Origin of the sequence: Rhodococcus wratislaviensis (assembly GCF_900455735.1) — a bacterium.
Taxonomy (GTDB): Bacteria; Actinomycetota; Actinomycetes; order Mycobacteriales; family Mycobacteriaceae; genus Rhodococcus_F; species Rhodococcus_F wratislaviensis.
This window is the reverse complement of record NZ_UAUI01000021.1, coordinates 1-24,691: the sequence shown is the minus strand read 5'-3', so window position 1 is coordinate 24,691 and position 24,691 is coordinate 1. Positions and strand designations below refer to the sequence as shown.

The window sequence follows — 24,691 nt, the reverse complement described above, 5'->3', positions numbered from 1 at the left end:
GCACTCCGTCGGGGGTCAGCGGGCGGCGGGGTGTCGGAACGAAACGAACCGAGTCGTGTAGACCGTTCGCTTAGCTAGCGAACTGGGCTACGGGATACATCCTACTGGGTCGGTTATTCGGACTTACAATCGCGGCAAATCGGACTAATGGGGCGCATTGTGTTATGGGCGGCCGGCCCGACTGTTCTATCTTGTGACGGTGCCTGCCGAGATCCGAACCGCCGCGCTCGCCCACATCCGCGACCGGAAACTCCTCCAGACCCGATCGGTGGGGAAGACCGCGTTCTACATGGCCGGCGGGAAGATCGATCCGGGCGAGAACGCCGAACAGGCGCTGCACCGCGAGATCCGGGAGGAACTCGACGCCGGAATCGTCGACGGGACGCTCGAACATCTGGGGGTCTTCGAGGCGCCCGCGTACGGACATCCCGAGGGTACCGACCTGCACATGACCTGCTTCCTCGCCGAACTGAGCGCAGAGCCGCGGCCGACGAGCGAGATCGCCGAACTCCGGTACTTCACCGTCGCCGAGTACGCGGCCATGCCCGACGTCGCGCCCGGCTCGATGCTCGTGTTCCGCAGGCTGCAGTCGCTCGGCCTCCTCGACTAGGTGACCTCCGCTGTGCTGCGCCGCTCGTGTACCGAGTACACGCAGAACGCGACGACGAGCAGCATCACGAAGCCGACGAGGTGGTCGGACGCGGCGGTCGAGGCAGGCGACGACGGCAGGCGGTGTTCGGTGCTCGCACCCGAGTAGACCACCCGGCTACGGGGAACCGTGGTCGCCGCCACGAACACCAGCGACGCGAACGGCAACGCGAAACCGAGTACCGCGACGGGCGCCGACCCCGGCAGAGCGGCGGCGAGCGCGAAACCCGCGCCGCAACCCAGCACGGCCAGCCGGATCAACAGTGCGACGCCGTCGTCGCCGAAGTCGGGCCAGACGGCGGCGAGGAGCGGAACGACGGCGGCCAGGCAGAGTCCCCACTGCGGGCGCCGCCACTTCGGTGGGACCCTGACCGCTATCGCGATTCCCGCGACCAGAGTGATGACGCCGACCGCCAGCAACGCCGGCGCGGGCGTCGTCACCCGCGGGGTGCGGAGGTCGTCGAGGACGAGCACGGCGGCGGCGGTGACACCGGTCGAGGCGAGCAGAAAGCGTCCGTCGATCCCCGGGAACCGGCGTGCGATCAGCACCGTGACCGTGAGAATCACGGCCAGTGAGAATGCGACGATCAGCCAGACCGTCAGGGGTTCGCCGAATTCCTGATCGTCGATCCACGCCCCGAGCAACCGGTTGAGCAGGGCGAGAGCCAGGGCGCCGACCAGCGCGGTCAGCAGGGTCTTCCGGTCGGGACGCTGCACCCGGAACTGCGACCGTGCCACCACCGCCGACGCGAGCGCGAGCACGAGAACCGCGATCAGCATCCACTGCGGGGGTTCGCCGATCGCGGAGGTGCTCATACTCGCGGGTTCGACGTACGCGGTGTCGCCGCGCGGCAGTCGCTGCACACTCGCGAGGAGGAACGCGCTCGCGACACCGAGAGTCAGCGCCAGCTGCGAAACCCAGCGACCCCACACCGCGGCGACCGCCGCACCCAGCAGGAACCCGGCAGTCGCGGTCTTGGCGAAGTGCAGGGCGATCAGCGTGTCGACCCCGCCGGCGTGCGGCACCACCCAGCGCGCGCCGATCAGGGCGAGCGCGCAGGCCGCCGCCAGGAGCCACGACACCCGCCGGGAGCCGGACCGTTGCAGACCGGCCACCGCGATGACGGCGAGAACGAGAGCCACCACCACACCCGTCGGCTGGCTGCTGAGCCACCGATCGATCTCCCGGTCGGAAGCATTGATCGTCCAGGCCCGGTTGCGGGGATTGGTGAGAACGAAACCGGCCAGTGCACCGGACGCGAGAGCAGCCGCGGCCGACAGAGGTTCCCGGAAGTCCATTCGCTCACGGTACTCGAGCGGGTAGGAATGGAAATGGCGAACCCGGCGTTGGCACCGAAGGCGTGCCCGAGAACGACTCCGATCGAATACAACCGAGGCGAGGAGCCCACCTATGACGTCGATCAACGAGAAGGCCACCACCCTGCTGGGGCTGCACCAGCCCGGCAACCCCGTCATCCTGCCCACCGTGTGGGATGCGTGGTCCGCGAATCTGGCTGTGTCCGCTGGGTTTCAGGCGCTGACGGTCGGAAGCCACCCGGTCTCCGACTCGATCGGCAAGCCCGACAACGAGGGGATCACGTTCGACGAACTGCTGCACCGCATCTCCCAGATCACCGCAGCGGTGGATCTGCCGCTGTCGGTCGACATCGAATCGGGATACGGGCTCGAGCCAGCCCGTCTGATCGAGGGTCTGATCGGCGCGGGAGCAGTCGGCCTGAACATCGAGGACACGGTTCACAGCGAGGGTGGGCGTCTCCGTGAACCGCAGGAGCACGCCGACTTCGTCGGAGGATTGCGGCAGGCGGCCGATGCTGCCGGGATCCACGTGGTCGTGAATGCGCGCACCGACCTGTTCGTGAAGCAGGTGGGTGACGAATCCGACCGTGTCGATCGCGCGATCGCTCGGCTGAAGCTCGCTGCCGAGGCCGGAGCCGATGTGCTGTACCCCGTGGGTCGTCACGACGACGCCACCCAGAAGCGGCTCACGTCGGAGCTCCCGCTGCCCGTCAACGCCATCGGTCTGCCCGATCAGGACGATCCGGCGAGCTTCGGCCCGCTCGGCGTCGCGCGGGTGAGCTTCGGCCCGTTCTTCCAGGCCGCCCTCGCCGCACACGCGGCCACGCTCCTCGGCCGCTGGTCCTGACCCGTGAGTACTTGTTAACCGCGGGCGGTTAACAAGTACTCACGGGCGCGACAGCGCATAGGACTTCAGGTGCGCCACTTGCTCGGGATCGAGTGAGGGGCGCACCTTTTCGCGTGCCTCGGCGACGTCGGCCGCGGTGACGTCGGCGGCGTCGATGTTCCGGCGCATGGCGGCCAGCGCGGCTTCCCTCAGCAGCGCCGAACAGTCGGCGGCCGAGTAGCCGTCGAGGTCGTCGGCCAGGGCGTCGAGGTCGACGTCGTCGGCGAGGGGCACCGATTTCCCGGACGTTCGCAGGATCGCGCGTCGGGCATCACCGTCCGGTGGCGGCACGAATACCAGCCGCTCCAGGCGGCCGGGGCGCAGCAACGCCGGGTCGATGAGGTCGGGCCGGTTGGTGGCGCCGACGACGACCACGTCACGCAGCGGTTCGACGCCGTCGAGTTCGGTGAGCAGCGAGGCCACCACCCGATCGGATACCCCGGAGTCGGAGCTCTGACCGCGCCGCGGAGCGAGGGCGTCCACCTCGTCGAGGAAGATCAGCGACGGGGCCGAATCCCGTGCCCGCTGGAACAGTTCGCGGACCGCCTTCTCGGACGCGCCCACCCACTTGTCCATCAGTTCGGCGCCCTTGACGGCGTGCACACTCAGATGCCCCGAACTTGCCAGCGCCCGAACGAGATAGGTCTTGCCGCAACCGGGGGGACCGTAGAGCAGCACTCCGCGCGGCGGATCGACGCCCAGCCGGGCGAACGAATCCGGATGCTGCAACGGCCACAGGACCGCCTCGGTCAGCGCCTGCTTGGTCTCCACCATGTCCCCGACGTCGTCGAGGGTGACGCTGCCGATCGCGAGTTCCTCGCTGCCCGACCGCGACAGGGGGCGGATGACGTCGAGCGCGCCGAGCAGGTCGTCCTGTGTGAGCGCCGGGTCGACGGGTTTCCTGGTCGCGCGCGAGGCGGCACGCAGGGCCGCTTCCCGGCACAGCGCGGCGAGGTCGGCGACGACGAACCCCGGTGTGCGGGCCGCGATCGCGTCGAGGGCGATCCCGTCGGTGGGGACTTTCCGCAGAAGCAGTTCCAGCAGCGCCCGGCGGGTGGAGCCGTCGGGCAGGGTCAGGGTGAGTTCGCGGTCGCACAGGTCCTGCCCGCGCAACCGTGCGTCGACCGACTCCGGGTGCGCCGACGTCGCCACGAACGCGACGCCGACGGTGTCGACTGCGCGGCGGAGCTGTTCGACGATCAGCGCCGACACCGGCTCCGGGGTGGCAGGCAGCAGGGCGTCGATGTCGGTGATCAGCAGGACGCCGCCGCTGCGGGTCGCGTCGACCGCCGCGGTGACACGCTGCAGCCGCGAGTCGGCTTCCAGCGCGCCTGCACTCGGCCCGTCGAGTTCGACCACCCGCCGGGAGGCGAGCACCGAACGGGCCAGCGTCGCCTTCCCGACACCGGCGGGCCCGGTCACCAGGACGCCCAGATGGGGTGAGGCCCCCAGTTTGCGGAGCAGTTCGGGTTCGTCGAGTGCCAGTCCGAGCCACTCGGTGAGTTTGGCTGCCTGGGTGTGGGCACCGACCAGGTCCTCGACGGGGACCGGGGGAACTTCCTCGGCGGGCGGTACCGGCGGCGCGGGCAACCGCGGCGGAGCCGCGGACACCGTCGCGCGCACACCCTCACCCCACCCGACCGCGGTGTTGGGCTGCACGCTCACCGGACCACCGGCCGGGTCGACCCCGGTGACGGTGAGCAACTCGGACGTCCAGGCGACACCGAACGTCCGGGACAGTGCCTGTGTCGCGGGGGCGGTGCTGGTTCCGGGGCCCAGATCGCGGGGGAGCAGCGACACCGTGTCGCCGACCGTGAGGACCTTGCCGAGCAGGGCGTGACGCAGGGTGACGTCGGAGACGGAGGTGACGGCCAGATTCGAGCCGCTGACCGTCACCGTCTTCCCGCCGTACACCGTCACCGGTGTCACGACGACCGTGCTGTTCTCGGACAACCCGGCGTTGGACAGGGTCACGTCGTCGAGGAGTGCAGTCCCGGTGGGGGTTCCGGTCGGCGCGCGACCCGCCACCGCGGCGGTGCGGCGCGCGCCGACGAGGGCGATCGCGTCCCACTCGCGGACGCCGAGCGCGGCCAGGGCTTCCGGATGCAGCCGGACCACGCCGCGCCGGGCGTCGGCGGCCGAGGTGTTCAGTCGGACTGTGAGCGCGAGTTCCGGTGAGGTCACGCCGTCGAGCCTACGTGCGGGAGCGAACTATCGGGCCCGGGGACGACGCAGTCCGAGCCGTGCGGCGGATCGCCTGCCGCGGGCGTCGGGCTGACGCCGGATGGCCCGCCGCTCGGACGGCTTGATGTCCCACGTCTCGGGGCGTGCGGCCACCCACCGCTTGGAATGGACCGCGAACGGAATGTGCACGAGGTACACGGCCACGAGCGCGATCAGCAGGATGTACGGGTAGGTGACCAGGGCCGCCGCCGCGAGCGCCACGAGGACGAGTAGACCGGCCGCCATCCGCGGGGGCACGGACACCGTCTTCAGCGCCAGTGTGGGAATCCGGCTGACGATCAGCGCCGCGGAGATCACGGTCCACGCCACGACGACCGGATACGACGACCACCAGCCGTCACCCCACTGCGCGGCGGCGGCCAGCGGGGTCAGTGCGATCAGCGCACCCGCCGGCGCAGGCACCCCGGTGAAGTACTCGTTGGTGTAGCCCGGCGCGTCGTCCTCGTCGAGGAGCGTGTTGAACCGTGCCAGCCGCAGCACGATGCTCACCGCATAGATCAGCGCGATGATCCAGCCGAAACTCTGCCCGTCCAGCAGTGTGACGTAGAGGACGAGGGCCGGTGCGACACCGAACGAGATGGAATCGGCGAGCGAGTCCAGTTCCGCGCCCATCTTGCTGGTGGCGTCGAGGAGGCGCGCGATGCGGCCGTCGAGCGAGTCGAGCACCGCGGCGGCGCCGATCATCGCCAGCGCCGTCCCCAGGTCGCCGTCGAGCGCGAACTTGACGGCGGACAGCCCCGCGCACAGGGCGAGGATCGTGACCACGCTCGGCAGGAGCCGAACCGCCTGCTGGGGTCGTCCCCGCCTCTGCTGCTTGGCGTTGGCGATCACGGCAGTTGAGCGATGACGGTCTCGGCGCCGATCGTCCGCTGGCCACGCTCGGCGAGCAACGTGGTGCCCGCCGGGAAGTACGTGTCGACGCGGGAGCCGAACCGGATCAGGCCGTACGTGTCACCGATCGGGAGGGTGTCGCCGACCTTGGCGTCGCAGACGATCCGGCGGGCGAGCAGACCGGCGATCTGCACGACGGCGACGTCGTGGCCTCCCTGGGTGTGCAGCAGCATGCTGTTGCGTTCGTTGACCTCGCTGGCGTCGGCGAGATCGGCGGAGAGGAACTGGCCCGGCCGGTGGACGACCTTCGTGACCTCACCACCGACAGGACTGCGCTGGACGTGCACGTCGAGCACGGACAGGAAGATGCTGACCCGGGGGAGCGGCTCGGTTCCCATGTCGAGTTCGGACGGCGGGACCGCGGAGTCGACGAGTGCGACCTCGCCGTCGGCCGGTGCGACGACGACGCCGACACGGTTCGGCGGAACGCGGTGCGGATGCCGGAAGAACGCGGCGCAGGCCGCGGCGGAGGTCAGCGCTCCACGCCGGACCCACTTGCGCTTGCGGCCGAGGACGGCCACACCGAGTGGTGCGAGGACGAAGGGCAGCCCGGCCGGATGCAGGGGCGGAACTGCTCCGCGGACGAGGTCGACGATGTGGCCGACGCTCGTGGATTGCGGGGTTCCGGGGGGTGTGGGCTTGCGTGCCACGGGCTCCTCTAACTGTGTCGGACGGACGTGCTGCCTGCGCGCCATCGCGCCGCACTCACAGATTACGTGAGCGCTACCGGCTGCAACGGCATCAGGAGAGAGTACGCACTCGCGGGGTCCGATGTGTGAACGGATCGTGGCCGGAGGGCGAGCGGCGTGATGGGTCCGCCCACCTGGAACGTCAGCTGCTCACCCGGCAGCGCGTCGACGGCTTCGAGGAGAAAACCGGCGCTCACCTGCACATGGAAGCGGACGGGCTGATCCGTCCCCGGGCTGCCGACGACGATCTCGCCGGACTCGAGAACGCCGAGATCCACCCGGTCGCCTGCGTCCGCGAGAAGTGCACGCAGGTCCGCCGAGGAGAAGGTGTGCTCGGTTCCCGGGTCGCGCGGCGACAGGCTGCGATGGTCGGGGAACGCGCCCTCGACGAGGCGGGTGCTGAGCTGTTCGGCGCCGCAGCGGAGGGTGATGCTGTCGGAGCCGACGACGACGGTCACCGTGTCGTGGCGACCCAGCAGACCGGCCGCGTCGTCCAGGAACGTGCACGGGACGACGGCGGAGATCGGCTCGTCCGGTGGTTCGAGAACGGTCACCGTGCCGACCGCCAGCCGGTAGCGGTCGGTGGTGACGAGCCGAAGCACGCCGTGGTCCGTCTCCAGGAGGCAGCCGCGCAACACCGGGAACTCCGAGTCGGCGTCGGCGGCGAACCGCACCGAGCCGAACGCGGTGAGGAGGTCGGTGGTGCGGAGGACGGCCGTGCACTCCCGTGCCGTCCGCGCGTCGAGCAGTCCGTGAATCCTCGCCAGTTCGCGTCGAGCGTCGTCCAGCCCCTTCTCGAGCCGGCCGAGATGCCGGTCGAGGAGTCCGTGGGCGTCCGTCCCGCTCAGTACGGCCGCCATTTCCTTCACCGGCATACCCACCCGGCGCATCGCGGCGACGAGGATCGCCGCGTCCACGTGCCGGTCGGCGTACCAGCGATAGCCCGTGCGCGGGTCGACCGCGTGCGGGGTGACCACCCCGGCCTTGTCGTAGAACCGCAGCGCGCTGACCGACAGACCGGACGCCCGGGCGAGTTCACCGATGCTGAGCACGGCACTCACTCTGCCCCCACGGTCCGACAGTCGCGGCGCCGAGTTCTGCGCGCAGGCGCTCGACCGCCCCGCGGATCATCCGTCCGTATCCGTCCTCGGCGAGATGTTCGCAGCTCTGCGCGGCCCGATCGAGATGATGACGTGCCTCGGACGACTGGCCGAGTGCGTGATGAGAGGCCGCCACGTTGAGATGCAGCGACGGGTAGAACCCCGCGACCTGCAACGAGGAGTGGTGTTCCTGAGCTCGCTCGTCGGTCAGCGAGTCGGCGGCGGCGAGGGCCCGCAGATCCCAGCGCAGTTCCTCGGCGGGGTCCGTCTGGACGTCAGCCATGTAGTGGGCCAGCGTGACGACGTGCAACGGGTCCGCTGTGTCCTCGCCGGGACCCGCGAGGGCGTCCCACACCTTCTCGAAGATGCGTCGGGCGCCCTCCCGGTCTCCCGCTACTGCCAGTTCCTGCCCCTGCGCGATCCTCGCCATGACGGCGTCCGGTGTGTCCATGCGGACCACGCTGGGGCCTCGACCAGGTCGAGGGTCAACCGGACTACGTGCGCTCAGCCGCCGACTTGATGCGGGCGAGGGTGGTGTTCATGCCGTTCACGAGGTCGACCTCGAAGTCCTCGTTGCCGCCGAGGACGGTCTTGACCAGGAACTGCGACACCTTCGACGTTCCGGTCGGGGCTTCGCGGCGCTCGGTGACCTTGGTTCCGCCTGCCGTCGGCTCGAGTTCGTACGACCAGATGGTGCGGTTCTCGAGGATCCGGAACGCGATGGCCTTGTTCGGCTGGAACTTCACGACCTTCGACGTGGTCGGCCACACGAGGAGGCCCTTGCGGTTGATGTTGACGGTCTTGGTGCCCTCTTCGACGACGCCACCGAGGACGCGCATCGTGCGGCACTGGGGGCTCCATTCGCCCATCCGCTTCAGATCCGACACGACGGCCCACACGTCTTGCGGGGTCGCGTCGATGTCGATGCTTGCTTCGAGGGTGTTTGCCATCGGCTGTCTCCAGTCAGGGGAAGGTGGTACGTAAGGTAACAATTACTTTTCCGTCATGGTAGGCGCTCGCGCCGGAGCCGTGTGCGGTAGGTCACTGAATTCTCGTCCCGACCCCAGTTTTCCAGCACTTCCGCGCGCCTCATCGAAACCGTGTAACCAAAGGGGCACGATGGGCGATGAGTCAAGAGCGCGACGAAATGTCGCCGATGCAATGGCGCAAATGGAAAGTTGTCGAGTCGGTGTTCGGAAGTGATCGGTAGTGAATGTTCATTCGATCCTGCGGTGGGACCGCAGCCCTCTCCCTCTACTCGAATCAGCCCGATTGCAAGGACGTCCGTCCTCGTGGCCGAGTGAAAAACTCGAACGTTTGATGACGCCACGCGAAATCGAGGAAGCTCTCCGCGGCCGGTTGTAGACGCCGTCGTCGCTCCCGCAATCTCCTCACTCTCCGCCCGGCCCCGGGGGAGACTGGGGGTTGTGGGAGCCGAAGAGTCTGTCGTGGTCGGAACCGGAGCGGTCGCCGCCGAAGAAGTGATCCGGGTGGCGCGTCTCGGCGCGCCGGTGCGGATCTCGCGGGACGCGATGTCGGCCATGGCGGAAACCCGGAAGCGCATCGAGGCGCTGGCCGAGGACCCGAAGCCCGTGTACGGGATCTCGACGGGGTTCGGGGCACTCGCCACCCGGCACATCCCCTCGGCGCTACGGACGCAGCTGCAGCGCAGTCTGGTCCGCTCGCATGCCGCCGGGAACGGCCCCGAGGTGGAACGCGAGGTCGTGCGCGCCCTGATGCTGCTGCGACTGTCGACCCTGGCCACCGGCAGGACCGGCGCGCGGCCGGAGGTCGCGCAGGTCTACGCCTCGCTCCTGTCGGCGGGGATCACCCCCGTGGTCCACCAGTACGGCAGCCTCGGGTGCTCGGGGGATCTGGCGCCGCTGGCGCACGTCGCGCTCGCGGTGATCGGTGAGGGCACGGTGCGGGACGCGGACGGCGAACTGCGGCCGGCCGCGGAGGCGCTGGCCGCTGCCGGTATCGCACCGGTGATCCTCGAGGAGAAGGAAGGGCTGGCCCTGATCAACGGCACCGACGGCATGCTCGGCATGCTGCTGCTGGCATGCGAGGACCTGCGCGGGCTTCTCCGTCTGGCCGACGTCACCGCGGCGATGAGCGTGGAGGGGCTGCTCGGCACCGACAAGGTGTTCGCCGCCGACCTGCAGGCGCTCCGGCCGCATCCCGGGCAGGCAGCGGCTGCGGACAACATGACGCGGTTGCTCGCGGGTTCAGGCATCGTCGCCAGCCACACGGGTCCGGATTGCACGGTGGTGCAGGACGCCTACTCGTTGCGGTGCGCCCCGCAGGTGGCCGGGGCGGCGCGGGACACTCTCGCGCACGCCGAGCGGGTGGCGTCGTGGGAACTGGCCAGCGCAATCGACAATCCGGTGGTCACCGTGGACGGTCGGGTCGAGTCGAACGGCAATTTTCACGGGGCGCCGGTCGGGTACGTGTTGGATTTTCTGGCGATCGTCGTCGCGGATGTGGCGAGCATGAGCGAGCGCCGCACCGACCGTTTCCTCGATGTGGCCCGCAATCACGGGCTGCCGCCGTTCCTGGCCGACGATCCCGGGGTGGACAGCGGCCACATGATCGCCCAGTACACCCAGGCGGCGATCGTCTCGGAACTGAAGCGGCTGGCGGCGCCGGCGAGTGTGGATTCGATTCCGTCGTCGGCGATGCAGGAGGATCACGTGTCGATGGGGTGGTCGGCGGCCCGGAAGCTGCGCCGTGCGGTCGACGGGCTGACCCGGGTGCTGGCGATCGAGGCGTTGACGGCCGCTCGTGCGCTGGATCTGCGGGCCCCCCTCGCTCCGTCGCCGGCGACGGGTGCGGTGCGGGACACGATCCGCGAGCACGTGGACGGACCGGGGACCGACCGTCACCTCGCGCCGGAGATCGAGGCCGCGGTCGCCCTCGCGGCCTCGGGCAGGTTGCTCGAGACCGCTGAGGGTGCCGTGGGTGCGCTGGCCTGACGACAGACCCGCGTTTCTGCGTCAGACCCGCTCGAACACCGCAGCCAGTCCCTGGCCGCCGCCGATGCACATGGTCTCGAGCCCGTAGCGGGATTCGCGACGGTCCATCTCCCGCAGGAGGGTGGCGAGAATGCGGCCACCGGTGGCGCCGACGGGGTGTCCGAGGGAGATGCCGGATCCGTTGGGGTTGAGGCGTTCGTCGGTGGGGTCGAGGTCCCAGCTGCGGAGGACGGCGAGGGTCTGCGCGGCGAAGGCCTCGTTCAGTTCGATGACACCCATGTCGGACAGCGACAGTCCGACCTGACCGAGGGCCTTCTCCGTGGCGGGCACCGGGCCGATGCCCATGGTGCGCGGCGGGACGCCGGCCACGGCCCAGGACGCCATGCGGGCGAGGGGCTTCAGCCCCAGTTCCTTCGCCTTCTCGGCGGTCGTCACGATGCACACGGCGGCGCCGTCGTTCTGCCCGCTCGCGTTGCCGGCGGTGACGGTGGAGGCGGAGTCGATCTTGGAGCGGATGGCGCGGAGCTTCGACAGCGACTCCACCGTGGTGTCGGCGCGCGGGTGCTCGTCCCTGTCGACGACGAGCGGGTCCGACTTGCGTTGCGGCACCGTCACTCCGACGATCTCCTCGGCGAAGCGTCCCGATTCCTGCGCGGCGACGGCACGCTGGTGCGACTGCACGGCGAGCGCGTCCTGGTCTTCACGGCTGATGTCGAATTCGGCGCGGAGGTTCTCGGCGGTCTCGATCATGCCGCCGGGCACGGGGAAGTTCGCCCCGCCGGCGGTGACGCGGGCGCGGGCGAGCCGGTCGGCGAGTTGCACGCCTTCGCCCTTGACGCCCCAGCGGATGTTCGGGTTGGTGTAGAACTCGGCCTGGCTCATGGATTCGGCGCCACCGGCGAGGACGAGGTCGTTGCCGCCGGACGCCACCTGCAGCACGGCGGTGATGACCGCTTGCAGACCGGATCCGCAGCGGCGATCCACCTGCATGCCGGGGACGTCGATGCCGAGTCCGGCATCGAGGGCCGCGATCCGGCCGATGGCCGGGGCTTCCCCGCCCGGGGACGCCTGGCCCAGGATGACGTCGTCGATCTGGCTGCCCTCGATGCCGGTGCGTTCGACGAGAGCCGTGATGACGGTGGCCGCGAGGCTCTGCGGGGTGATGTCTTTGAACACTCCGCCGAAGCGCCCGACCGGCGTTCGCAGGGGCTCGCAGATGACGACGTCACGCATGGAAAGACCTTTCATGAAGATTCCTCGGTCACAGCGTCAGCGATTGACGGTGGCGAGGTCCTGTTCGATGTCGGTTGCGGTGACCCGCAGCGACGGGATGAGATCGGAATGCAGATCCACGAGGCTGTATCGCGCTGCCGGAGTGGAGATGTTCACCGCGGCGACGGTCAGCCCGGAGGCGTTGCGGATCGGGGCGGCCATCGACCGCAGGCCTGCTTCGAGTTCCTGGTCGAGTACACAGATACCGTCCGCGCGGACCGCGAGGATCGCAGCTTTCAGCTCGTCGCGGGCCGTGATCGTGCGTTCGGTGAGCCGCTCGATGTCGAGCTTTTCGAGGTACGTGTCGAGTTCGTCGTCGGGAAGTCCCGCGAGCAGGACCCGGCCCATCGACGTGGCGTACGCGGGGAGCCGCGTGCCGATGGTGATGCCCACCGTCATGATCCGGCTGACGGGCACACGGGCGACGTAGACGATGTCGGCACCGTCGAGGATCGACACCGACGACGACTCGTGGACCTTGTGGCTCAGCCTCTCGAGGTGCGGCTGCGCGACCTCCGGCAGCGACAGGCTCGACAGGTAGCTGTATCCGAGTTCGAGAACCCGCGGGGTGAGCCAGAACGCGGAACCGTCCGTCGCCACGTAGCCGAGTTCGACGAGGGTGAGCAGAAATCGGCGGGCGGTGGCGCGGGTCAGGTCGGTGGCACGGGCGACGTCACTGAGCGTGCGCCGCTGATTCCGGTCGTCGAAGCAGCGGATCACGGCGAGGCCCCGGGCCAGCGACTGCACGTAGTCGGGGGACGGGAGGATCTTCTCCGTCGGTTCGGTAGCGGTCATGTCTGCGAATTCTCCTCCGTGGCCTCTGTCTCGGTGGAGGACAGGTCGGCGAGGGCATGTTTGCCGAGTGCGAACCCGAGATTGCTGTTGGGCACTCCGGCGTAGACGGAGGTGTGGAGGAGCACCTCGCCGATGGTGTCGGCGTCGACACCCGCGCGGAGTGCGGCCCGGATGTGCATGTCGAGTTCGTGCTCGTTGCCGACCGCGGTGAGGACGGCGATCGTGAGCAGCCGCCGCAACTCGTGGTCCAGTCCGGGGCGCGACCAGATGTCGCCCCACGCGGTGCGGGTGATGAAGTCCTGGAACGGTGCCGTGAAGTCGGTGGTGCCCGCCACGGACCGGTCCACGTGCGCGTCGCCGAGTATCGCGCGGCGCACCGTCATTCCCTGTGCGTGCGCGGCGCGACGTCCGCGCGCGTACCCGCCGCCGGCGATGTGTTCGCGCAGCAGCGCCGTGACGGCGCCTGCCTGCTCGAGGTTCGCGACGTGGGCGGCAGGGGAGAGCACCTCGAACCGGGCACCGGTGATGCCGTCCGCGAGAACCTGCATGACCGACGGCGGGGTGGACGGGTCCTCCTCACCCGCGATCACCAGTGTCGGTGCGCTGATGCGGGACAGGTCGGCGGTGAAATCCCAGTCGGCGAGGGCGTCGCAGCACGCGGCGTATCCCTCGGGGGACGTCGACGCGATCATCTCGCGGTAGTGCCGGACGAATTCCGGATCACGCTTGGCGAGCCCCTCACTGAACCACCGTGCGACGACGGCATCCGCGAGCGACTCCGGGCCGTCGGTGCGCGACGCGGCGGCCCGCTCGATCCATCCCTGCGGTTCACCGAACTTCGCGGCGGTGCACAGCAGCGACAGCGACAGCACCCGGCGCGGGGCGTGCGCGCCGAGCCACTGGGCGATCGCCCCGCCCATGGACAGTCCGACGAAGTGGGCGGCGTCGACTCCGAGCGAGTCGAGCAGGGCGAGGACGTCCTCGGACAGGTCGCGGACGGAGTACGGGCCGTCCGGTGCGGGCGATTCGCCGTGGCCGCGCTGATCGACGGCAACGACCCGGCATTCGTCGGACAGCGCCGCGATCTGCGGGTCCCACATGGACCGGTTGGAGCCGAGCGATCCGAGCAGGACCACGACGGGGGCGTCCGCTGCGCCGTTCCGGGGTCCGGAGATTTCGTGTGCGAGTGCGACTGTCATCGCGTTCCTTCCCGGCCGCGGGCCACTGTCTCCAGTGCGCGGTCGACGATGTCGTGGGCGTGGCCGAGGTATCCGGCGGGGTCGAGCAGGGCGCGGATCTCGTCCGCCTGCAGGTATTCGAGGAGCCCCGGATCCTCGTCGAGGGGGTGTCCGGTCTCGCACGCGGCGGTGACGAGGTCGCGCGCGTTGTCGGTGCGGGCGGACAGGGCGCCGGTGACGCGTTCCGCGAGGAGCAGGCCACCGGTGATGTCGAGGTTGCGGGCCATCGCGTCGGGGTGGACGTTCAGCCCGCCGAGCGAGTCGGCGATGCGCGCGACGGCTCCGCCGGTGAGGCGCAGCAGGTCCGTGAGCGTTTCCCACTCGGCGTGCCAGGCACCCGCGGCGCGCTGCTGCTCGTGATCCATCGAGCCGAGGATCGTCGCGACGAGTCCCGGGGTGCGGCGGGCCGCGGCGCGGGCCGCGATCGCGGCCACCGGATTGCGCTTGTGCGGCATGGCCGACGAACCGCCGGGTGACCCTTCGCTGACCTCGCCGACCTCGGTGGACGACAGGAACACGAGGTCGGTGGCGATCTTCGCCACCGCGCCCGCAGCCGTTCCGAGCGCCGACGCGAGCAGCGCGATGCGGGTGCGATCGGTGTGCCAGGGCACGTCCTGACGTGCCAGCCCGAGTTCGTCGGCGAGCACGTCGGCGACGTCGAGGCCGTGCGGGTAGAGCGCAGCGGACGTGCCGGCCGCGCCTCCCAGTTGCACGGGAAGTCCGTCGAGGGCGTCGAACAGTGCACGGGAAGCCCTGTGCAACGCCGTCATCCACCCGGCGGCGAGCACGCCGAACGTGGTGGGGAGGGCCTGCTGGCCGAGTGTGCGACCGGCGATCGGGGTGCCGCGCTGGGCCCGTGCGAGCGCCTCGGCGCACACCACCGCCTCGTCGAGGGACGCCAGGATGTGCGCACCCGACCGGCGGCACAGCAGCATCAGGGCGGTGTCGAGGATGTCCTGACTCGTGGCGCCCTTGTGCACGTGGCTTCCGGGCACCCCGAGATCGGCGGCCGCGACCTCGCCGCGGAGCAGTTTCACCAGCGGGATCACGGGATTACCCCCCGCTGCGGCCGCCTCGCCGAGGGAGTCCACATCCACGGAGCCCTCGGCGACGACGCGCGCGAACACCGACGAGATGGCGTCGGCGGACGCGGCGGGGATGACGTCGCACTTCGCCTCCGCCCGGGCCAGGGCCCCCTCGACCTCGACCATCGCGGTGACCCACGCCCGGTCCGAGAGCAGCGCCGACAACTCGCCGGCACCGAACGTCGGATCGAACAGGGCACCCCGGGAAGGCTCCGGAGAGTTCACGCGCGACACCTTTCTGCGTTGGGACCGATTACAGGGCGAAGAACGGGGTTTCCCGTCCGTCCGTGTTCTGCACGTGGATCGTCAGGTGGTATCCGCGGTCCGTCTTCTCCGCGATCAGCTTGGGGCGGTCGGCCTCCGGGACGGCGGACAGCACGGGGTCCGACGCGTGCGCATCCGTGTCCTCGGGGAAGTAGAGCCGCGTGTACAGCCGCTCGAGCATGCCGCGGGCGAACAGTCCGACGTTGATGTGCGGGGCCTCGACGGCGCCGTCCTCGGCGGGAAGGGCACCCGGCTTGACCGTGTGCACCACGATCGTGCCGCTCTCGTCGGCGAACACGCGGGCGAGGCTGCGGAAGCCGGCGGGGGTCGCCTCGGCGGCGCCGCGGGGATCGGTGGGGCTGTTGAACCGCCCCGCCGCATCTGCCTGCCAGGTTTCGATCATCGCGTCACCGATGGGCTGACCGGCTCCGTCGATGACGTTGAAGGACACGTCGATTCGTCCCGGCGCATCCTCGGGGACGGCGTCGCCGCTGTTCTCCCACGTGGGGAACAGGCCGATGTGGACGTACGGGCCGACGGTCTGGGACGGGGTGACGCCGAACGGCACCTCGTCCTGGCTCTTGGCGAAAACCGGGTAGCGCGGGGCGTCGGGGTTCTGGGTGTCGATCATCAGTGGCCCTCCGGGTCCTCGAACGGGGTGGCGTCCTGACCGCGCAGAACGATGTCGAACTTGAATCCGACGGCCCAGTTGTCGCGGGTGTGGTCGTAGTCGAACGTGCTGATCATCCGCTCGCGGGCCGCTTCGGGCACGGAGTTGTAGATCGGGTCCTGGAAGAAGAACGGATCGTCCGGGAAGTACATCTGCGTGACCAGTCGCTGGGTGAACGCCTGACCGAACAGGGAGAAGTGGATGTGCGCGGGCCGCCACGCGTTGTGGTGGTTGCCCCACGGGTAGGCGCCGGGCTTGATGGTCGTGAACTCGTAGTGGCCCTGCTTGTCGGTGAGGCAGCGGGCGACACCGTTGAAGTGGGGGTCGAGCGGGGCCGGCCAGGAGTCCATCTTGTGGCGGTAGCGGCCTCCGGCGTTGGCCTGCCACACCTCGATGAGGGTGTCGGGGATGGGCTTGCCCGCGCTGTCGAGGACGCGGCCGTGGACGATGATGCGCTGTCCCTGGGCCTCGCCGCCGTTGGCGTGGGTCATGTCGTTCTCACCCTTGGCGATGTCGGCGTCGCCGAAGACCGGACCGGTGATCTCGCCGAGTCGCTGCGGGACCAGGATCAGGTCGTTCTTGGGGCTGCGCAGCCGAGTCGTCTTGTACTCGGGGAACAGCAGCGGGGCATTCGCTTCGTGCCCGGCGTGGTGGTGGGCTGGCAGATGCAGCATGGAAAAAGATCCTCACGTTCTCGATGTGAACAGTCGGCCGCTATTCGCACATAGTAGTCGCGTTCTGTGATGGGGCCAACAGGCGGGGCGCAATTTGTTCGCAATGTGGATGGGTGTTCACTACTCGAACATTTTGCGGTAGCCTGGGTCACATGGTCAACAAAGTCTTCGCAACGGCGGCCGAGGCCGTTGCCGATGTCCCCGACGGAGCGTCCCTCGCGGTGGGCGGCTTCGGCCTCGTCGGTATCCCCTCGGTCCTCATCGACGCCCTCCTCGCACAGGGTGCGACCGACCTCGAGACGGTCAGCAACAACTGCGGCACCGACGGTTTCGGTCTGGGTCTGCTCCTCGAGCAGCACCGGATCCGGCGCACGATCAGCTCGTACGTCGGCGCCAACAAGGAATTCGCGCGGCAGTACCTCAGTGGGGAGCTCGAGGTCGAGCTCACTCCGCAGGGCACGCTGGCCGAGCGGATGCGCGCCGGGGGAGCGGGCATCCCCGCCTTCTACACCCCCGCCGGTGTCGGGACGCAGGTCGCCGACGGCGGTCTGCCGATCCGCTACGACGGTCAGGGCGGCATCGCGGTGGCGAGCAAGCCCAAGGAGACGCGCGAGTTCGACGGCGAGGCCTTCGTCCTCGAGCGCGCCATCCGCACCGACTTCGCGCTGGTTCACGCATGGAAGGGTGACCGCCTCGGCAACCTCGTGTACCGGGAGACGGCCCGCAACTTCAACCCGGACGCCGCAGGCGCCGGTCGCATCACCATCGCGCAGGTCGAATACCTCGTCGAGCCCGGCGAGATCGATCCCGCCGAGGTGCACACCCCCGGCATCTTCGTCCAGCGTGTGGTCGAGGTCGGCAAGCAGGAAACGGGAATCGAGAACAGGACGGTGCGGGCATGAGCTGGACGCGTGACGAGATGGCGGCCCGGGTCGCGGCCGAGCTGGAGGACGGGCAGTATGTGAACCTCGGCATCGGCATGCCCACCCTGATCCCCGGTCACATCCCGGCCGGCAAGGACGTCATCCTGCACTCGGAGAACGGCATCCTCGGCGTCGGGCCGTACCCGACCGACGACGAGGTCGATCCCGAACTGATCAACGCGGGCAAGGAGACCATCACCGTGGTCCCCGGCGGCGCGTTCTTCTCCTCCTCCGACTCCTTCTCGATGATCCGCGGCGGCAGCGTCGACGTGGCCGTTCTCGGCGCCATGCAGGTCAGCAGCCACGGCGACCTGTCCAACTGGATGGTCCCGGGCGCCATGGTCAAGGGCATGGGCGGCGCGATGGACCTCGTCCACGGCGCAGGCAAGGTCATCGTGATGATGGATCACGTCACCAAGAAGGGTGAGCACAAGATCCTCGAGGAGTGCACGCTGCCGTACACCGGCAAGCGCTGCGTGCAGAAGATCGTCACCGATCTCGCCGTCATCGACGTCACCCCCGACGGTCTGCGGCTCGTCGAGACCGCGCCCGGCCACAGCGTCGAGGACGTCCAGGCAGCCACCGGCGCGAAGCTCCTCGTCGACGCCACCGTCTAGAAAGCCCGCTCAGGCCCCGATCTTCACGCGCTGGGCTCCGGCATAGACGTTCATCGACTCCCCACGGAGGAAGCCGACGAGCGTCGTGCCGGATTCCAGTGCCAGGTCGACGGCCAGCGAGGACGGCGCCGACACCGCGCCGAGCATCGGTACCCCCGCCATCACGGACTTCTGCACCAGTTCGAAGGATGCGCGCCCGCTGACGAGCAGAACGCTGCCCGACAGCGGCACCCGGTCCTGCGTCAGCGCCCACCCCAGCACCTTGTCGACGGCGTTGTGTCTGCCGACGTCCTCCCGCAACGCGACGAGTGCGCCGTCGGGGGTGAACAGGCCCGCGGCGTGCAGTCCACCCGTCGAATCGAAGATGCGCTGACCCGCCCGCAGGGTGGCAGGCATCGACGACAGCGTGGCCGCGGTCACCGACAAGTCGTTGCCGGACAAGGGGAATCGTGACCGTGTCCGGACCTGGTCCAGCGACGCCTTGCCGCACACCCCGCATGCCGACGAGGTGACGAATCGGCGTTCCGGTCCACCCGGTGCCGGGACGCCCTCGGCCAGAACCACATTGAGCACGTTGTACGTGTTGGCCCCGCTCTCGTCGACGCCGTCGCAGTAGCGGACGACGGACACGTCGTCGCGGTTCTCGATGACGCCTTCGGTCAGCAGGAATCCGTGCACCAGGTCGATGTCGTCGCCCGGGGTGCGCATCGTCACCGACAGGGAACGGCCGCCGACCCGGATCTCGAGGGGCTCTTCGACGGCCAGCGAATCGGGTCTGCGTGTCGTTCCGTGCTCGGTGATGCGGACGACCGGGCGTCGCGCGGTGACGCGGCCCATCACCTGCCGCCGGATTCACTCGGTCTGCGTGCGTGCGAGGGTCGGGGCATGAGTCCATAGTGGCCCCGAACCGGGCGCGACGGCCAGTCGTTCCGGCGCGCCCGCGCGATGGGCCCGTACCCTCTGGACATGGGTGTGAGCGTGCGAGCGGCGACCGGATCCGATATCCCCGAATTGTCGCGCGTCCTGGCCGACGCGTTCTTCGACGACCCCGTGATGGTGTGGATGTGGCCGGACCCCGAGCGCAGGCGGCGCGGCCTGCCGAGACTGTTCGCGGTCGAGATCCGCCATCACCATCTCGCCGGGGGCGGAGCCGAACTGGCCGAGGACGGCGACGGCGTGGTCCGCGGGGCCGCCATGTGGGATCCGCCCGGCGGCTGGAAGCAGTCGACACTGTCGTCGCTCCTCAGCCTGCCGGGACTGGTCCGCGCGTTCGGCTCGAGGCTGGGCGTCGGGGCCGCGGTGAGCGGAACCGTCGAGGACGCACACCCGGTCGATCCCGTGCACTGGTATCTGGCGACGATCGGGACGTCGAGCGCGGGGCGGGGCGGCGGTTACGGGAAGGCGCTGTTGCGGTCGCGGCTGGACCGGTGTGATGCCGAGGGGCTCCCGGCGTATCTGGAGTCGAGCAAGGAAGACAACATTTCCTACTACGAGCGGTTCGGCTTCGACGTCACCGGCGAGATCCGGATCCCGGACGGCGGGCCGACGCTGTGGGCGATGTGGCGGGAACCCGTCCGCGCGACCCCTTAGGCTAAGCTCGGCAAGCCTTACCTAAGTGGATCGTAGTACCTGGTAGACGAGAGGGTCGCCGCATGAACGTGGGTCAACAGAGGATCGGCCTGAGCCGACGCGGATTCCTCGTGGGCACCGGGGGAGCGCTGCTCGCGTTCGCCGCGGCCTGCAGCAGCTCGGACGGCGACGGCTCCGGCAACGGCAGTGAGCCGTCGGGCCCCGTCATCGCCCACAAGTACGGCGAGACCCAGGTGCCGACCGACCCGCAGCGCATCGTCAGTGTGGGCTACAACGACCAGGACACGATCCTCGCGCTCGGCGGCCCACTGGCAGGCACGTTCGACTGGTACGGCGATTACCCCTACGGCGTGTGGCCGTGGGCGCAGGACCTCCTCGGCGACGCGCAGCCCGAGATCGTGGGGACGGCGTCGACCAACATCGACTTCGAGAAGGTCGCGGCCATTGCCCCGGACCTGGTGGTCGGCACCTACTCCGGTCTCACCCAGGCCCAGTACGACAAGCTGAGCGCCATCGCGCCGACCGTGGCGCAGCCCGCGGACTTCGCCGACTACGGCGTTCCGTGGCAGGACCAGACGAGGATTCTCGGCGACGCGCTCGGCAAGAAGGACAAGGCTGCCGAGCTGGTGTCCTCCGTCGAGACGCAGTTCGACGACGTCCGGGCCGCCAACCCGGCGTTCGCGGGAAAGACCGTCCTCGTCGGCGCGCTCAAGGGCCCGGGGCAGTTCGGCGTGTACGGTCCGGAGGACCCGAAGGTCCGCTTCTTCACCGAACTCGGCTTCGTCAACCCCCCTGTCACGGAGCAGATCACCGGCAATTTCGCCGAGATCAGCACGGAGCAGCTGTCGCTCGCGAACGTCGACCTCCTCGTCTGGTACGCGGGCGGTGGCTACGGCGACAAGCTGCGCGCGGAACTCGACAAGACGCCGATCTATCAGGAACTCGACGTGGTGAAGGCCGGACGCACGATCACACTCGAGGACGCCGCCGCCGAGGCGATGGCGTGGAGCACCGTGTTGAGCCTGCCGTACGCGTTGAACGAGATCCCGCCGCGGGTCGCGCCCCTGCTCGCCTGAGACGCGGATGTCCGACGGTGTGAGCCCGGTTCGTGATACCAACGACTCGTGACCGCGATTCCTGAACTCCACGCCGGAACTCCTTTCGACGACCTCGACGACTACCTCGCGCTCGGCCGCATCGGCGGCCTCGCGCTGTCGGCGGACGGGAGAAGGCTCGTCGTCGCGCAGTCGACGCTCGACGAGAAGGCGACGAAGTACGTCACCGCGCTGTGGGAGATCGATCCCACCGGTGAGTTCGCGGCACGCCGGCTCACCCGTGGCCGCAGCGGGGAGTCCAACCCGGCGTTCACCAGCGACGGCGATCTCCTCTTCACGTCCTCCCGTCCGACGCAGGACGAGGACGACCTTCCGGACGACCTGTGGCGACTGCCCGCGCGAGGCGGCGAGGCGGTGGTCGTCGCGCGCCGCGGCGGCGGCATCACCGGGGTCCGCGCCGCACGGTGCGCGTCGCGTTTCGTCGTCACCACCGGGGTTCTGGGGAGTTCGGGCGAGTCCGCCGACGACGAGCGGGTGCGCGCCGAGCGCAAGGAGAAGAAGGTCTCGGCGATCCTGCACACGGGCTACCCGATTCGGTACTGGGACCACGATCTCGGTCCCGACGTGCCCCACCTCCTGTCCGCCCCACTGGACGCGCTCGCGGAGAACGGGCAGGAGCCGGAGCTGACCGACCTCACCCCGATGCCGGGTCCGGCGCTACGGGAGGCGAACTACGCGCTGAGCGACGACGGCGCCTTCGTCGTGACGTCGTGGACGGTTCCCGGTCCGCTGGCGTCGATACGGAACATCCTGGTGCGCGTCGACACCGAGACGGGGGCGCGCACGGTCCTCGTCGACGACGCCGACGCCGATCTGTCGGACCCGGTGATCTCCCCGGACGGACGGCACGTCGTGTTCACCCGGGAATCACATGCGACACCCGACTCCGCGCCTCGATTCACGCTGCACCGCTACAGCTTCGACACGGGCACCGTCACGGAGGTGGCGCCGGAGTGGGACCGGTGGGCCACGTCCGTGGTCTGGCTGTCCGACGGTTCGGGGCTCCTCGTCACCGCCGACGATCGTGGGCGCGCGCCGATCTTCGTCCTCCGTGACGGTGCGGACCCCACTCGGGTGACGACCGACGACTGCGCGTACACCGACCTGCAGGTGGCGCCCGACGGGTCGACGGTGTTCGCGCTGCGGGCGTCGTACGCGGCGCCGCCGCACCCGGTGCGCATCGATATCACCACCGGCGCGGTGTCACTGCTGAAGGCGCCCGCCGACCTCCCCGAGCTGCCGGGCACGCTGACGGAGGTCGAGACCGTCGCCGCCGACGGCGCGGCGGTGCGCGCGTGGCTCGCGGTGCCGACCGGCGCCTCCGCCCACGCGCCGGTGCCTCTCGCGCTGTGGGTGCACGGCGGCCCCCTCGGTTCGTGGAACACCTGGTCGTGGCGATGGAACCCGTGGCTGCTCGTGGCGCGGGGGTACGCCGTGCTGCTGCCGGACCCGGCGTTGTCGACCGGCTACGGGCAGGAGTTCGTGGAGCGGGGCTGGGGTAAGTGGGGCAAGGCACCGTTCACCGATCTCATGGCGGTCACCGACGCCGCGGTGGCGCTGCCGGAGATCGACGAGAAGCGCACCGCGGCGATGGGTGGATCGTTCGGCGGCTACATGGCCAACTGGATCGCCGGACACACCGACCGGTTCAAGGCGATCGTCACCCACGCGAGCCTGTGGGCGCTGGACCAGTTCGGTCCGACCACCGACGCCGCCTGGTACTGGCAGCGGGAGATGACGCCCGAGATGGCGGTGGAGAACTCACCGCACCTGTACGTCGCGGACATCGTGACTCCTATGCTGGTCATTCACGGCGACAAGGACTTTCGCGTCCCGATCGGCGACGGGTTGCGCCTGTGGTTCGAGCTGCTGTCCGAGTCGGGGTTGCCCGCGGACGACGACGGTCGCACCGAACACCGCTTTCTCTACTTCCCGGACGAGAATCACTGGATCCTCACCCCGCAGAACGCGAAGGTCTGGTACCAGGTGGTGCTGTCGTTCCTCTCCGAGCACGTGCGGGGCGAGGACGTCGCGCTGCCCGAGATCCTGGGCCGGTAGCCGGGGCCGCGCGGGGCGGATTCACGTCCGCTTCTCGCGCCCCCGATCGAATTCCTTGCCACCCCACACACCGGTCTGACCGGTGGCCCTGGCGAACAGCTCGCAGCGCGTCCGCAGTGCGCAGTGATGACAGACGTCGCGCGCGTACGCGAAATCCTCTGTCGGAAACGGGAACCACCGGTCCGGCTCGGGGTCTGCACGGCACGCGGCGTTCACCCAGCCCGCCGGATCGTCGGAGGCGGGCAGCAGAGTGGACAGGGATGTGTCCAGGACGTCGGTCATCGGTAATCTCCCCTCCCGGGAGAAGGTCGGTCGGTAAGGCGGGTGCGGAGGTCTCGCGGCTAGACCGCCGCGAGATCCCTCCAGATCTGCCGCTGCGCCTTTTCGATGTGCCGGGGCGCCTTCGGCTCCCAGAGGAGCGGCATTCCCGCCTCCTCCGGTGTGCGGTCGGCCTTCCTCTGGTTGCAGGGGACGCAGCAGGCCACGAGGTTGGCCCACGTGTTCGGGCCGCCGCGGCTCCTCGGCAGCACGTGGTCGATGGTCGTCGCGACCGGCTCGGCGCAGTAGCCGCAACGATTGCGGTCGCGCCGGAACACGCCCTCGAACGTCGCGCGGCTGCTGTCGGTCACCAGCACGGAGTGCTGGACGTAGACGTAGCGCAGCAGACGAATGGTCTGCGGCAGCCTGATCTCGACGTGTTGCGAGCGAATCGGGAACGGAGGCTCCCGATCCGCGACCGTCTCGGCCGCGCCGACGCTGATCAGCACGACGGCGCGCTCCGCGGGAATCTCGCAGAGGGCCTCGTACGTCACATTGAGGACCAGCACATCCGCGCGCGACCAGCTGCGGGCGTCGAGGGTGCTGCCGGGTGGGTTACGGGAGAAGTGCCTCACGGGAGATCTCGGTTCTGTCGTCGGTTCGCGGCGGAGGGGGCACGCCGGGCGACGTCAGTCGAGTCAGGCGTGTCGGGCGGAGCGGTGGGTCTTCGGGGCGGGCATGATCCCGGGTTCGCCCTGCCGGCCGGCGGGGAAGGAGGAGGCGGCACCCGTACGTGACCGCTGCAAGCGGGCTGCGTGGGATGTGGGCAGTGCGCGCATCGCTACTTCCTTCCTGAACTCGACGTGTGAACCGATCGGAACACGTCGAGCATGACACAGCACACCGCCCGCGTCGTGGCATTTTTCGCGCCGTCGGAGCGGTGAGCCGGGGCCCGTCGAATCGGACAGGATGCGCGACACGTCCGATGGATGCGGTGAAGTAGCGGTTCTCTCGCTACGGTGTTCGATACGTACCCCGAATGAAGGAGACATCGTGGCACTTCCCCAGCTCACTGACGAACAGCGGGCAGCAGCTCTCGAGAAGGCCGCCGCCGCTCGTAAGGCACGCGCAGAGCTCAAGGACAAGCTCAAGTCCGGTGACATCACCCTCAAGCAGGTCCTTTCCAAGGCCGATGTCGACGACATCATCGGAAAGACCAAGGTCAGCGCCATTCTGGAAGCCCTGCCGAAGATCGGCAAGGTGAAGGCCCAGGAGATCATGGCCAACCTGGAGATCGCTCCGACGCGCCGCCTCCGTGGCCTCGGCGACCGTCAGCGCGACGCCCTGCTGGCGCACTTCAGCTGACACGTTCCCCGGGTGCC

The 24,691-nt window shown here is 69.4% G+C and carries 25 protein-coding genes; 9 read left to right on the top strand and 16 right to left on the bottom strand.

Translation table 11 applies throughout. The features are described from left to right. The first annotated feature begins 193 nt into the window (after positions 1-193). Positions 194-610 (top strand): NUDIX hydrolase, encoded by a 417-nt coding sequence (locus DTA22_RS22060; RefSeq protein ID WP_112300899.1) that lies wholly within the window; start codon positions 194-196, stop codon positions 608-610. On the opposite strand, the gene DTA22_RS22055 is transcribed toward DTA22_RS22060, so the two are convergent. Further along, positions 607-1,947: a hypothetical protein gene (locus tag DTA22_RS22055; RefSeq protein ID WP_112300898.1), complete on the bottom strand. Its 1,341-nt coding sequence runs from the start codon at positions 1,945-1,947 to the stop codon at positions 607-609. The two genes, DTA22_RS22060 and DTA22_RS22055, sit on opposite strands and share 4 nt — an antisense overlap. A gap of 112 nt (positions 1,948-2,059) precedes the next feature. Here DTA22_RS22055 and DTA22_RS22050 point away from each other — a divergent pair, with 112 nt between their 5' ends. Then, on the top strand, positions 2,060-2,812 hold the full coding sequence (locus DTA22_RS22050; RefSeq protein WP_037240651.1) for an isocitrate lyase/PEP mutase family protein: 753 nt from the start codon (positions 2,060-2,062) through the stop codon (positions 2,810-2,812). Positions 2,813-2,851: 39 nt separating this feature from the next. Here DTA22_RS22050 and DTA22_RS22045 read toward each other — a convergent pair whose 3' ends face one another. The 6 genes from DTA22_RS22045 to DTA22_RS22020 all read right to left on the bottom strand — a co-directional run bounded on the left by DTA22_RS22045 (position 2,852) and on the right by DTA22_RS22020 (position 8,725). Beyond that, positions 2,852-5,035 carry an AAA family ATPase gene (locus tag DTA22_RS22045; protein ID WP_112300897.1) on the bottom strand — a complete coding sequence of 728 codons (2,184 nt, stop codon included), beginning with the start codon at positions 5,033-5,035 and terminating at the stop codon, positions 2,852-2,854. A 27-nt stretch (positions 5,036-5,062) separates the two neighbouring features. Continuing rightward, positions 5,063-5,926 (bottom strand): CDP-diacylglycerol--serine O-phosphatidyltransferase, encoded by an 864-nt coding sequence (pssA, locus tag DTA22_RS22040; RefSeq protein ID WP_037240657.1) that lies wholly within the window; start codon positions 5,924-5,926, stop codon positions 5,063-5,065. After that, positions 5,923-6,636 carry a phosphatidylserine decarboxylase gene (locus DTA22_RS22035; protein ID WP_037240659.1) on the bottom strand — a complete coding sequence of 238 codons (714 nt, stop codon included), beginning with the start codon at positions 6,634-6,636 and terminating at the stop codon, positions 5,923-5,925. Before DTA22_RS22035 ends, pssA begins: the two co-directional genes overlap by 4 nt. Positions 6,637-6,698: 62 nt before the next feature. Then, positions 6,699-7,736, bottom strand: coding sequence for a DNA polymerase III subunit beta family protein (locus DTA22_RS22030; RefSeq protein WP_112300896.1), 1,038 nt, complete (start codon positions 7,734-7,736; stop codon positions 6,699-6,701). Next, positions 7,711-8,235, bottom strand: a complete 525-nt coding sequence (locus tag DTA22_RS22025; RefSeq protein ID WP_112300895.1) for a hypothetical protein — start codon at positions 8,233-8,235, stop codon at positions 7,711-7,713. Before DTA22_RS22025 ends, DTA22_RS22030 begins: the two co-directional genes overlap by 26 nt. Positions 8,236-8,269: 34 nt before the next feature. Further along, entirely contained in the window at positions 8,270-8,725 is a 456-nt protein-coding gene (locus tag DTA22_RS22020; RefSeq protein ID WP_112300894.1) for an SRPBCC family protein, read from the bottom strand. A gap of 477 nt (positions 8,726-9,202) precedes the next feature. Here DTA22_RS22020 and hutH point away from each other — a divergent pair, with 477 nt between their 5' ends. Beyond that, on the top strand, positions 9,203-10,750 hold the full coding sequence (hutH, locus tag DTA22_RS22015; RefSeq protein WP_112300893.1) for a histidine ammonia-lyase: 1,548 nt from the start codon (positions 9,203-9,205) through the stop codon (positions 10,748-10,750). A gap of 21 nt (positions 10,751-10,771) precedes the next feature. Here the strand turns inward: hutH and DTA22_RS22010 are convergent, their stop codons facing one another. Genes DTA22_RS22010 through pcaH form a run of 6 tightly spaced genes read right to left on the bottom strand, consistent with a single transcriptional unit; the run spans position 10,772 to position 16,748 of the window. Further along, entirely contained in the window at positions 10,772-11,983 is a 1,212-nt protein-coding gene (locus tag DTA22_RS22010; RefSeq protein ID WP_112300892.1) for an acetyl-CoA C-acetyltransferase, read from the bottom strand. Positions 11,984-12,019: 36 nt separating this feature from the next. Then, a complete protein-coding gene (locus tag DTA22_RS22005) occupies positions 12,020-12,817 on the bottom strand; it encodes an IclR family transcriptional regulator (protein WP_112300891.1) in 798 nt (265 codons plus the stop codon). Beyond that, on the bottom strand, positions 12,814-14,016 hold the full coding sequence (pcaDC, locus tag DTA22_RS22000) for a bifunctional 3-oxoadipate enol-lactonase/4-carboxymuconolactone decarboxylase PcaDC (RefSeq protein WP_112300890.1): 1,203 nt from the start codon (positions 14,014-14,016) through the stop codon (positions 12,814-12,816). Before pcaDC ends, DTA22_RS22005 begins: the two co-directional genes overlap by 4 nt. Next, a complete protein-coding gene (pcaB, locus tag DTA22_RS21995; protein WP_112300889.1) occupies positions 14,013-15,365 on the bottom strand; it encodes a 3-carboxy-cis,cis-muconate cycloisomerase in 1,353 nt (450 codons plus the stop codon). The genes pcaDC and pcaB overlap by 4 nt, the downstream gene beginning before the upstream one ends. Positions 15,366-15,393: 28 nt before the next feature. Continuing rightward, positions 15,394-16,035 (bottom strand): protocatechuate 3,4-dioxygenase subunit alpha, encoded by a 642-nt coding sequence (gene pcaG, locus DTA22_RS21990; RefSeq protein WP_037226322.1) that lies wholly within the window; start codon positions 16,033-16,035, stop codon positions 15,394-15,396. After that, positions 16,035-16,748, bottom strand: a complete 714-nt coding sequence (gene pcaH / locus DTA22_RS21985; RefSeq protein WP_037226325.1) for a protocatechuate 3,4-dioxygenase subunit beta — start codon at positions 16,746-16,748, stop codon at positions 16,035-16,037. Before pcaH ends, pcaG begins: the two co-directional genes overlap by 1 nt. Positions 16,749-16,900: 152 nt before the next feature. Between pcaH and DTA22_RS21980 the strand changes: the two genes are divergently transcribed. Together DTA22_RS21980 and DTA22_RS21975 are read left to right on the top strand one after the other, a co-directional pair. Next, positions 16,901-17,650, top strand: coding sequence for a CoA transferase subunit A (locus DTA22_RS21980; protein ID WP_005248111.1), 750 nt, complete (start codon positions 16,901-16,903; stop codon positions 17,648-17,650). After that, positions 17,647-18,288, top strand: coding sequence for a 3-oxoacid CoA-transferase subunit B (locus DTA22_RS21975; protein WP_005570063.1), 642 nt, complete (start codon positions 17,647-17,649; stop codon positions 18,286-18,288). Before DTA22_RS21980 ends, DTA22_RS21975 begins: the two co-directional genes overlap by 4 nt. Before the next feature lie 9 nt (positions 18,289-18,297). Here the strand turns inward: DTA22_RS21975 and fdhD are convergent, their stop codons facing one another. Continuing rightward, on the bottom strand, positions 18,298-19,125 hold the full coding sequence (gene fdhD, locus DTA22_RS21970; protein WP_112300888.1) for a formate dehydrogenase accessory sulfurtransferase FdhD: 828 nt from the start codon (positions 19,123-19,125) through the stop codon (positions 18,298-18,300). A gap of 129 nt (positions 19,126-19,254) precedes the next feature. Here fdhD and DTA22_RS21965 point away from each other — a divergent pair, with 129 nt between their 5' ends. From DTA22_RS21965 to DTA22_RS21955, 3 genes are all read left to right on the top strand, one after another. Then, positions 19,255-19,878, top strand: a complete 624-nt coding sequence (locus DTA22_RS21965; protein ID WP_037226332.1) for a GNAT family N-acetyltransferase — start codon at positions 19,255-19,257, stop codon at positions 19,876-19,878. Between the two features lie 62 nt (positions 19,879-19,940). Next, positions 19,941-20,954, top strand: a complete 1,014-nt coding sequence (locus tag DTA22_RS21960) for an iron-siderophore ABC transporter substrate-binding protein (RefSeq protein WP_037226334.1) — start codon at positions 19,941-19,943, stop codon at positions 20,952-20,954. Positions 20,955-21,002: 48 nt separating this feature from the next. Beyond that, on the top strand, positions 21,003-23,051 hold the full coding sequence (locus DTA22_RS21955) for a S9 family peptidase (RefSeq protein WP_112300887.1): 2,049 nt from the start codon (positions 21,003-21,005) through the stop codon (positions 23,049-23,051). Positions 23,052-23,072: 21 nt separating this feature from the next. Here the strand turns inward: DTA22_RS21955 and DTA22_RS21950 are convergent, their stop codons facing one another. After that, entirely contained in the window at positions 23,073-23,333 is a 261-nt protein-coding gene (locus tag DTA22_RS21950; protein ID WP_012688276.1) for a WhiB family transcriptional regulator, read from the bottom strand. A 59-nt stretch (positions 23,334-23,392) separates the two neighbouring features. Continuing rightward, positions 23,393-23,944, bottom strand: a complete 552-nt coding sequence (locus DTA22_RS21945) for an HNH endonuclease (protein WP_112300886.1) — start codon at positions 23,942-23,944, stop codon at positions 23,393-23,395. A 418-nt stretch (positions 23,945-24,362) separates the two neighbouring features. On the opposite strand from DTA22_RS21945, the gene mihF reads away from it, so the two are divergent. Continuing rightward, positions 24,363-24,674 (top strand): integration host factor, actinobacterial type, encoded by a 312-nt coding sequence (gene mihF / locus DTA22_RS21940; protein ID WP_005248100.1) that lies wholly within the window; start codon positions 24,363-24,365, stop codon positions 24,672-24,674. Positions 24,675-24,691 lie beyond the last annotated feature (17 nt).